At 35.7% G+C, this 1,110-nt stretch carries 2 protein-coding genes; both read right to left on the bottom strand.

The features are described from left to right. Positions 1 to 330: 330 nt before the first annotated feature. Entirely contained in the window at positions 331 to 546 is a 216-nt protein-coding gene (locus NB231_RS19275; protein ID WP_006647110.1) for a hypothetical protein, read from the bottom strand. 215 nt (positions 547 to 761) lie between these two features. Then, positions 762 to 1,110: D-glycero-beta-D-manno-heptose 1,7-bisphosphate 7-phosphatase (gmhB, locus tag NB231_RS17220; RefSeq protein WP_156776841.1), on the bottom strand; the 349-nt coding region annotated here is incomplete at its 5' end.

Below are 1,110 nucleotides of genomic sequence, written 5' to 3'. Positions count from 1 at the left end.
TCACCTTGTGCTTGCATATTTGCTAACATACGCTCAACAGAGCCACCAGGCACAAAGCGAGTAATAGCAAAAATTAAAACCGTAATACCAAGAAAAGTAGGGATCACAAGCGCCATTCGGCGTAAAAAATACGAAAAAATGTCTTAACTGACTCCCTGTTAATTCATACTGGTGATAATATACCCAACGATACTAATTTACATTTTAGTAACTTAGTAACTTAGTAACTTAGTAACTTAGTAACTTAGTAACTTCACATTTAATGCGCTGGTTCATCCTGAACAAGCAACACCACTCACCAAACAGCATATCTCAATATAAATATTCAACTTAGATGCAATTACTTAAGGATAGACTCAACTCAGCGGCATATTCCTGATCAATTAAAGTGGCTACATTTACTTGCTGATCTGCAATTTGATGAAATTGAGCAATATACCAATCACCACTCTCATTTTGTTCATTCGCACTAGTACTAAACGAGCTCACAACACTTATTGAAATTACAACCGTTTTTATAGCATTGATAAGTACACGCCATATCATGAATAAATCCCTCTAAAAAGTATTGATAAATCTATCCATTCTATTATCTGCAGAAATTGTACCAATCTTAATAATGTGATTATTTCTGATATTTATCCAAAAAACGGGCTTAGTTAGTCTATTTACTAAGCTAAATAGTTAACATTTCGTTAAAACTACCACTTATAGAAACAAAAAAGGCCGTTTAATAACGACCTTTATGTAAGCACTCATTTCTATTGAGTCATTAACCATTCTGGAACATCAGCAATACTGTCTAACACCACGTTTGCTAACGCTTCACCTTCATCAGTGACTGGCTTACCTGTCCTTACAAGTACTTTTAAAGCAACGTCAGCAGCAATAGCTGCTTTCATGTCATCCGCTTTATCACCAATCATCACAGACTGTGACATATCGATTTTCAAAAAGTCGCGTGCTGAAATAAACATACCTGGTTTTGGTTTACGGCAATCACAATCTTGCAAGTAATCACCTTGCCCTTTTGATGCATGGTGTGGGCAGTAATAAATACCATCAAATTCAACGCCATTATCAACAAAATTCCAGTCCATCCACTCTGTT

It is taken from the genome of Nitrococcus mobilis Nb-231, from assembly GCF_000153205.1.
Lineage (GTDB): Bacteria > Pseudomonadota > Gammaproteobacteria > Nitrococcales > Nitrococcaceae > Nitrococcus > Nitrococcus mobilis.
This window is presented reverse-complemented; position numbering and strand designations above follow the sequence as displayed.

What these genes read in the sequence shown, in the direction of transcription:
- NB231_RS19275 (WP_006647110.1), bottom strand. Translation starts at nt 546, where the DNA reads ATGATATGGCGTGTACTTATCAATGCTATAAAAACGGTTGTAATTTCA.